Raw genomic sequence first — 6,987 nt, 5'->3', positions numbered from 1 at the left:
CGAGGCCAGGCGCGGCCGGCGCGGCCGGCGCGGCCGGGGCCACAGGTCACGCCCCTTTTCCACGGCGTTGCCATACCCCGGCCGCGATTGCCATCCAAGCATCCGTTAGGGTAGCCTCATCTAACGAATCGGAGTTGTTCGAGCCGCCCGGTATCCGGACATCGGCACGGCCACCCGGGTCTGTACGCGTGCCGCGGCCATCCGCGCACGATCTCCGGCGCAGGAAGGTTGTTCCAGCACATGGCCTTGCCCCAGCACCCGATGCAAGCGCTGGTCGACGCCTGTGCTCCGTTGAAGTTCGCGCCGCTGCCCGACATCCGCAGCGCCGAGATCCGCTCCGTGTCCGAACGCCGATGCACCGAGCAGTGGTACCGCGCCGACCTGATGGTCGTCGAAGGCGCGGTGCGGACACTCTTCGACCAGTACACCGCGCGGCACGGTCCCGGGCACAAGCTTCCGGACACCACGCATTTCCTGCGCGCCCTGCTGCGCGAGCCCATCTTCATGGTGTCCGCCGGCATCTACCTGACCGGCCGCGCCCCCCTTCTGGACCAAGAGCACCTCTGGTTCCCGTGGCTGTCCGACGCGAACTTCGGCGCCCCCACCGTGACCAGCACCGCGATCGCGGTTCTGCCCGACGACCCCGCAGCCGACCACCCCGACGCCGTGGTGGTGGCCGACGAGGCGGCGCTGGAGCGGCTGGCCGCCGAGCACATGGTGCGGACGTTCTCCCCCCTCCTCGACGCCGTCTCCCGGCACACCCGCATAGGCCTGCGCACCCTGTGGGGATGGGTGCTCGACACCCTGCACTTCTACATGCTCAACCCGGCCCGGTTCCTCGGCCACGACGCCGGGGCGGCTTGGGCGCGCGCCAGCCGCTTCGGTGAAGAACTGATCGTCGCCGGGGCGGTGACCCGCGCCCGGCCGCGGATCTTCCCGTTCTGCGCGGAGCACCCGCGCGGCACCTGGGCGGTCCGCGGCACCTGCTGCTTCGAGTACAAGGCCGACCCGGAACACGGGTTCTGCACCACCTGCCCGCTCAAGCCCGACACCGACCGCCGGGAGGAGCTCCACGAGTGGCTGCGCGACCCCGCCCTCGCCCCATAGCCGGGCGCACGCGCGCTCCCCGCGGAGTCACGACCGGGCCGCGGCCTCGATCGCCTTCTCGAACTCCGCCAGCGGCTGGGCGCCGAAGAACGCCTCACCGTCGATGAGGAAAGCGGGCGTGCCGGGGATCCCCAGCCCTATCCCGAACTCGAGATCGGCCTCGACGCGGTCGGCGATCCGCGGATCGTCGAGCGCGGCCTCGAACTCCGCTGTGTCGAGCCCGATGTCGCCGGCGGTCGCCACGAGCGCGGCGCGGGAGAGATCGGCGTCGGGCGCCTGCTCGAACAGCGCGTCATGGTACTCCCAGTAGGCGCCCTGCTCGCCGGCCGCGCGGGCCGCGACAGCGGCATCGGTCGACGCCTGCCCCTTGTAGGGGTAGTCCCGCCACTGGACCCGCAGCGTTCCCGGCTCGACGTAGGTGCCGACGAGTTCGGGGAGCCGTTCGGTCGCGAACTCCGCGCAGTAGGAACACTGGTAATCACTGAACACGACCATGGTGACGGAGGCGTCCGCGGAGCCCAGGGACAGCTCGGCGGCGACCGGTTCCGGTGAGGGCCCCGTGATCTCGGGCTCCGGTGCGGACTCGGCGCCCTCCTCCGCAAGCGGCGTGGTGGCCGGCACCGGGTCGCCGCTGTCACCGGTGCGCGTCAGCAGCCCCATGAGCAGCAGGACGAACGCGCCCGCCAGAACCGCGAGCCACCGGAACTCCCCGCGCCGGACCACCGCGCGCACCCGGTGCATTCCCTCAGCCATACTCCCCCTCGACCAGCGGCTCCACCCTAGACCCCTTGCAGGGGCGGGTTATCCGTAGCGCCAGCGCAGGAAACCGTGTTCGCGTTCGACACGGCGCATCTCGGCATAGAGCGTGTCGGGGTCGGGAGCGGAGACCACCGCACCGCCGGGCGGAAGCGGCCAGCGTGCGTACGCCCAGTAGCGGCGGGTGTAGGGCCCCCAAAGAACCAGCCATGCCTCCTGTTTCTGCCACTCAATGTACGCGGCAACCTGACGTCGCTGGTCGTCGTCCTCGGGTGCACCCATGTCGAATGGTGCTTACCCCGTTGGGGTTCCGGCTGACCGGACCGGATGTGGCCACTCGCGGTTGGACGCCTGGGGCTCAGACCCTCTCGCGCGGCCGCGTTTGGCCGGCTCCTGAGAGCAGGCCCGAACCGGGAACCGGTTCGGCGGGGTCGTCGCCCAGATCGACGATCCGGTTCTCGGCGTCGACGTGCACGATGTGCGGAACGTGGCTCGCGCGCTCGGTCTCGTCGACGACGGCATAGGCCATGATGATGACCAGGTCGCCGGGGCTGACGAGATGGGCCGCGGCCCCATTGATACCGATGACGCCGCTGCCCCGCTCCCCGGTGATGGCGTAGGTCACCAGACGGCTGCCGTTGTCGATGTCGACGACGTGGACCTGCTCCCCGTCGACGAGATCGGCCGCTTCCATGAGGTCGGCGTCGATGGTGATCGACCCGACGTAGTGCAGATCGGCCTGAGTCACCGTTGCACGGTGGATCTTGCCGTTGATGAGGGTACGCTGCACGGTCTGATTCCTCGTTTCGGGATGCACAAAGGTCTACAGGCCCTGGGGAAGGGTCCCGTGATCTCCCCATGATGGCGCCTCCGGCGGCGCTCGAGACGTCCGGGGTGGCGCCGAAGGGGCAACGTCGCGGGGCGCGGTGTTGTTCCCGCGTCCCGGACGCGCGGGGCACCGCGATAATGAAAACGGTTATCATTGTAGGCAGAATGCCTCCGACCAGCGACGCAGCGTCCGGCAGGAGGATCCGCCATGTCCCGCCTATGCCAGGTAACGGGCAGACACCCCGCCTTCGGCAACAACGTCTCGCACTCCCAACGGCGCACCAGGCGCCGCTTCGACCCCAATATCCAGAGGAAGCGCTACTGGCTGCCCAGCGAACAGCGTTTCTTCCGGCTGCGCGTCAGCGCCAAAGGCATGAGGATCATCGACAGGCGCGGCATCGAGAGCGTCGCCGCCGGCATCCGGGCCCGCGGGGAGAAGGTCCGGCCCGGGCCCGCGCCGCGCCGTTTTACAAACCACCGGCCCGAGAGTTATCGTTTTCACTCGGCAGCGTTTGTTCGGGGAGTCCGGCGGCGGGTCGGAATTGCACGGAACGGATATAAATGGATCCGGACGCGACGCAGATCATGACCAGAACAGGTGAATTCACCTTCGAATCGGACTCCCCACCGCAGTGGGAGACGGACGCGCGGGAGCGGCTGGCCGCGGCCGCGGGACGCTTCTCCGACCCCCTGTCCGACCTGGTCGAAAGGGATGCCAATCAAGGCGACACCCAGATTCTGGTCGCCGACTTTCTCAGTTACGGCCTGAATTACAGCAAGTACGGCGAACTGACGACCGAATATCGCACCACCGGCGGATCGGTGGATTACGGAATTCTGATCAGCGATCAGCTGTTCGCATTCGTCGAAGTCAAACCCTGCGGGCAGAACCTCGACACCCGGAACCTCCGGCAGGCGCGTATGCAGGCCGCCGACGAGGGCGTCGAATGGGTGGTCCTGACCAACGGCCGGCTGTGGCAGGTCTACCACCTGGGGGACGGCGACGCGTCGAGCACGCGGCTGATCCTCGAGGCCGACCTGCTGAACGATGATGGGCGGCCGGTCGCCGTCGACATGCTGTTCCATCTGACCAAGGAAGCCGTTGAGCACGGACGCCTGGACGACCTGCGCGAATGGCGCGAGGCACTGGCACCCGCGGCGCTCGCGGACGCGCTGCGCAGCGACGCCGTGATCAGCGCCCTGCGCCGCGAGCTGCGCACCCGCACCGGCCACACCGGTCATATCGGCGACCTCGAAGAGCTCTCCCGCGCCCTGAGCGACGACGTCATCACACGGGGGCTGCTGCCCTGAACCGTGCGCCCCCCGCGGCGGGCGCCCACCGCCGAGGAGGCTTTAGTTCCTGCCCGGGCGCCGTTGGACGGGGTAGGGCAGCGGTGCCATCTCGCGGGCGTTCTTGATCGCGCGGGCGGTCAGGCGCTGCTGGCGCGCCGTCACCCTGGTGACGCGGCGGCTGCGGATCTTGCCCCTGTCCGATATGAAGGTGCGCAGCAGGTCGACATCTTTGAAGTCGACGTAATCGGCTGGCATCAGTGGATCTCGACTTCCTTGATTGAAAACGATAATCGTTATATTACATCCCGCACACCTCTCCCTGAACGCGCCTTCGAAGACATCGCCCTGAGTCGCCCCTCTCGCCGTTGCCGTTGGCGCGGCGGAGGCCGAGGGCCCGCTTCCGGAGACAGCGTGGCGGCCCCTCCCCTCCGCCGTGTTTTCGCCGTACCGGACTGCGGGGAGGCATTCGAAAAAAAGGGGGCGTGCATGCAGATGCGGCAACTGATGTCGGTCGTCCGCCCGGCTCTTCTGGCCGCGGGCGCCGGGCTCCTGCTGGTGGTACCGGCCGCGCAGGCGCACCAGTCCCCGGGAGCGGCGCTGTACCTCTCGGTCGAATGGGACGGCGGCGGCCGGGGGCCCGCGGAGACCACCCTGACCTGCCATCCGTCCGGCGGCTTCCATTCTCGCGCCGAGGCGGCCTGCGCGGCTCTCGACCGGGTCGACGGACGGTTCGGCGACTTGTCGTCCTCAGGCGGGGTCTGCACGATGGAGTACCGGCCGACCACCGCCACGGCCAAGGGCCGCTGGTTCGCGGAACCGGTGGACTACCGGGAGACCTTTGACAACCCGTGCCTGGCCATCAGGGAGAGCAGCGGGGTCTTCGACCTCTAGTGATGGTTTGTTAGACCCGGTAGCAGAGATCTAGGGTCCGCCGGTGCCGGACCGCCGCCCTATGTGCGCATTCGCGCACCCCGCACCGCCGGCGGCGGTGCGGGCCCCGCCTCTTCGGGCTACTCGTAGGGGTCGGGCGGGTTGTCCACCTCGGTCATCTCGTCGACGGCGAAGCGGTGATCCTGGACGCTCTCCAGGTCCCCCTCGGGCTCCACCCACGTGCCGCGGACCGTCCACCAGCTGTCCTCCTCCGGCTCCGGTTCGTCGGTGATGAGGACCCGGTTGACGACCGCGTCCGCGGCGCAGCAGGCCATCTGCAACCGGGCGAGATACCAGCCCTCGCCGTCGGGGTTCGGGGTGGCGAACCCGGTCAGCTCGATCTCGCGGCCGGCCATCTCCCGGTTCTCGTCGGTCCAGGCCCGCATCACGAACTCCTGCAGTTTCATTTCGACCGGGCCGGGGCCGCCGTCCAGCTCGTCTAAGGAGGAGTCCCTGGTGCTCCCGGCCGAGGTGGCCGTCGTCTCGGCCGCCGAGTAGGATCCCAGGGCCGGCGGAGCGATCACGAACACCGAGACCGCGGGGAGCACCAGCAGCCATGCCACCCACGGCGCGCGCGAATGGTCGTGGCCGTGCCCGTCATGGTCGTCGTGTCCCGTACCGGTCCCGTCCTCGTTGGCACCGGCCCGCAGGTCGGCCAGGACGACCCAGACGCCCAGTCCGACCAGGACGATACCCGTGAGAACGAGGAACGGCTGGAACAGCGCCTTCACATAGTTGACGTAGAGGCCCGAGAGTGCGCTGCCCAGGACAGCAGCACCCAGCAGCACCGCTACCAGTCCCTGTGCGATCCGGTTCACAGCAGCAATCCTCCGATCACGAACGTGAACAGCAGCGCCATGCCGAGCGTGAGGGGGACGAAGCGCCACACGAACTTCCAGCCGAATGTTCCGGCCTGGAGGGCGATGAGTTTCAGGTCGACCATCGGCCCCACCACCATGAAGGCGAGCATGGCCGTGGGCGAGAAGTCGGTGAGACTGGCCGCGACGAACGCGTCGGCCTCCGAGCAGATGGAGAGCAGGATCGCCAGTGCCGCCATGACCAGCACCGAAATGATCGGCAAGTCGGCGACGGTGAGGATCCACCCGCGCGGCACGATCACGTTCAGGGTTCCGGCGGCCGCCGCGCCCACGACCAGGTAACCGCCGGCGTGCATCAGGTCGTGCATCATCGAGTCACGGAACACGGCCCACTTGGACGCCGAGGGGTCGTGGTGCTGCGGGCGCATGCGCAGCCAGTCGGTCCTACCGAAGCGCGCCCACACCCAGCCGATCACCACGGCCGCGCCGAAGGACGCCAGGAACCGGGCCGCGACCATCTCCAACTGCCCGGCGAACGCCACACCCGTCGCCACCAGGACGACGGGGTTGATCGCCGGGGCTGACAGCAGGAACGTCAGCGCCGCCGCGGGGGCCACCCCGCGCCTGATCAACCCCCCGGCGAGAGGTACCGACGCGCATTCGCAGCCGGGAAGGATCCCTCCGGCCGCCCCCGCCACCGGCACGGAGGCGCTGGTCCTGGTGGGGATGATCCGCTGGTAGAACGAGGCCGGCACGAACGCGGTGAGCGCCGACGACAACGCGATACCGAAGATCAGGAAGGGCATCGCCTGCAGGCTGATCGCGGTGAAGATGGTCGCCCACGCCAGGAACGCGTCGTTGGTGAGGTCGTCGGTGTACCACGAGTGGGCGAACGCCATGCCCGCGATGAAGAGGGCGAACAACCACACGGTCGCGGTGCGCCGCGGTCCGCGCGGTCGCCCCCAATCGGAGGGAGGAAGCTCGTCGTTCCTGTCGTCGAAATCGCTGACCAGGGAATCTCCAAGGGAGGGTTTCCCCGTGGGGGCGGTTCCCGTCGGCCGTCCGGACACGCTCGCAACCTCGTCGTAGCTGGTGGATTCCGCCGCATCCTACCTGCAGCGGTTTTCGTTCTTCGCATATATCGACGAGCGGATATGGAAGCGGGGGATGCCCGGCACGCCACGCTCCGGCAACGGCGAGCCCGGGGGCCGACCGGGCGCCGGAGCGCCCGGGTCGCGTGCCCGCCTCCGCGGGG

At 68.9% G+C, this 6,987-nt stretch carries 9 protein-coding genes and 1 pseudogene; 4 read left to right on the top strand and 6 right to left on the bottom strand.

Annotation, left to right across the window (positions count from 1 at the left end):
• The first annotated feature begins 240 nt into the window (after window positions 1-240).
• The gene (locus VS93_RS25535) at window positions 241-1,107 is read left to right on the top strand and encodes a (2Fe-2S)-binding protein (protein ID WP_046472402.1); all 867 of its coding nucleotides are present in this window, start codon (window positions 241-243) and stop codon (window positions 1,105-1,107) included.
• Window positions 1,108-1,134: 27 nt separating this feature from the next.
• Here the strand turns inward: VS93_RS25535 and VS93_RS25530 are convergent, their stop codons facing one another.
• From VS93_RS25530 to panD, 3 genes are all read right to left on the bottom strand, one after another.
• Window positions 1,135-1,860, bottom strand: coding sequence for a DsbA family protein (locus VS93_RS25530; protein WP_082127202.1), 726 nt, complete (start codon window positions 1,858-1,860; stop codon window positions 1,135-1,137).
• Window positions 1,861-1,908: 48 nt separating this feature from the next.
• Window positions 1,909-2,145 (bottom strand): hypothetical protein, encoded by a 237-nt coding sequence (locus tag VS93_RS25525; protein ID WP_046472400.1) that lies wholly within the window; start codon window positions 2,143-2,145, stop codon window positions 1,909-1,911.
• A 76-nt stretch (window positions 2,146-2,221) separates the two neighbouring features.
• Window positions 2,222-2,653: an aspartate 1-decarboxylase gene (panD, locus tag VS93_RS25520; RefSeq protein ID WP_046472399.1), complete on the bottom strand. Its 432-nt coding sequence runs from the start codon at window positions 2,651-2,653 to the stop codon at window positions 2,222-2,224.
• A gap of 246 nt (window positions 2,654-2,899) precedes the next feature.
• On the opposite strand from panD, the pseudogene rpmB reads away from it, so the two are divergent.
• A pseudogene (gene rpmB, locus VS93_RS32225) lies at window positions 2,900-3,133 on the top strand (50S ribosomal protein L28); the annotation flags it as partial.
• Window positions 3,134-3,252: 119 nt separating this feature from the next.
• The gene (locus tag VS93_RS25515; protein WP_046472398.1) at window positions 3,253-4,002 is read left to right on the top strand and encodes a hypothetical protein; all 750 of its coding nucleotides are present in this window, start codon (window positions 3,253-3,255) and stop codon (window positions 4,000-4,002) included.
• A gap of 42 nt (window positions 4,003-4,044) precedes the next feature.
• Here the strand turns inward: VS93_RS25515 and rpsR are convergent, their stop codons facing one another.
• The gene (gene rpsR / locus VS93_RS25510; RefSeq protein WP_046472397.1) at window positions 4,045-4,239 is read right to left on the bottom strand and encodes a 30S ribosomal protein S18; all 195 of its coding nucleotides are present in this window, start codon (window positions 4,237-4,239) and stop codon (window positions 4,045-4,047) included.
• Window positions 4,240-4,470: 231 nt separating this feature from the next.
• Between rpsR and VS93_RS25505 the strand changes: the two genes are divergently transcribed.
• On the top strand, window positions 4,471-4,875 hold the full coding sequence (locus VS93_RS25505; RefSeq protein ID WP_052746003.1) for an SSI family serine proteinase inhibitor: 405 nt from the start codon (window positions 4,471-4,473) through the stop codon (window positions 4,873-4,875).
• A 119-nt stretch (window positions 4,876-4,994) separates the two neighbouring features.
• Here the strand turns inward: VS93_RS25505 and VS93_RS25500 are convergent, their stop codons facing one another.
• Together VS93_RS25500 and VS93_RS25495 are read right to left on the bottom strand one after the other, a co-directional pair.
• Complete coding sequence (locus VS93_RS25500) at window positions 4,995-5,732, bottom strand: TIGR03943 family putative permease subunit (protein ID WP_046472396.1); 738 nt, start codon at window positions 5,730-5,732, stop codon at window positions 4,995-4,997.
• Window positions 5,729-6,802, bottom strand: a complete 1,074-nt coding sequence (locus VS93_RS25495) for a permease (RefSeq protein ID WP_046472395.1) — start codon at window positions 6,800-6,802, stop codon at window positions 5,729-5,731. The genes VS93_RS25500 and VS93_RS25495 overlap by 4 nt, the downstream gene beginning before the upstream one ends.
• Between the last annotated feature and the right edge of the window lie 185 nt (window positions 6,803-6,987).

It is taken from the genome of Allosalinactinospora lopnorensis, assembly GCF_000981225.1.
Lineage (GTDB): Bacteria > Actinomycetota > Actinomycetes > Streptosporangiales > Streptosporangiaceae > Allosalinactinospora > Allosalinactinospora lopnorensis.
This window is presented reverse-complemented; position numbering and strand designations above follow the sequence as displayed.

Excerpts from the sequence above, each read along its gene's own strand:
- VS93_RS25535 (WP_046472402.1), top strand. The coding sequence starts at position 241 with ATGGCCTTGCCCCAGCACCCGATGCAAGCGCTGGTCGACGCCTGTGCT.
- VS93_RS25530 (WP_082127202.1), bottom strand. The coding sequence starts at position 1,860 with ATGGCTGAGGGAATGCACCGGGTGCGCGCGGTGGTCCGGCGCGGGGAG.
- VS93_RS25525 (WP_046472400.1), bottom strand. The coding sequence starts at position 2,145 with ATGGGTGCACCCGAGGACGACGACCAGCGACGTCAGGTTGCCGCGTAC.
- VS93_RS25515 (WP_046472398.1), top strand. The coding sequence starts at position 3,253 with ATGGATCCGGACGCGACGCAGATCATGACCAGAACAGGTGAATTCACC.
- rpsR (WP_046472397.1), bottom strand. The coding sequence starts at position 4,239 with ATGCCAGCCGATTACGTCGACTTCAAAGATGTCGACCTGCTGCGCACC.
- VS93_RS25505 (WP_052746003.1), top strand. The coding sequence starts at position 4,471 with ATGCAGATGCGGCAACTGATGTCGGTCGTCCGCCCGGCTCTTCTGGCC.